Annotated in this window: 1 protein-coding gene; it reads left to right on the top strand. The window is 51.7% G+C overall.

The genetic code is table 11. The features are described from left to right. Nucleotides 1-201 (top strand): group II intron maturase-specific domain-containing protein (locus P0D89_RS54650; protein WP_408379971.1); only part of this gene is annotated, 201 nt, incomplete at both ends.

Raw genomic sequence — 201 nt, 5'->3', positions numbered from 1 at the left:
TAAAGCTGCTCAATCCTGTTTTACGAGGATGGGCGAATTACCATAGCCATGTCGTCGCCAAGAAAGCCTTCGATCGGGTTGATCACGAGGTCTGGTCAATGCTATGGCGATGGGCGGCAAGAAGGCACCCTAAAAAAGGCGCCCGATGGATAAAAAGCAAATACTTCAGGGCCAAAGGTCTGCGGGACTGGGTATTTGCCG

The organism is Paraburkholderia sp. RL18-085-BIA-A (assembly GCF_046027075.1).
GTDB lineage: Bacteria > Pseudomonadota > Gammaproteobacteria > Burkholderiales > Burkholderiaceae > Paraburkholderia.
This window is presented reverse-complemented; position numbering and strand designations above follow the sequence as displayed.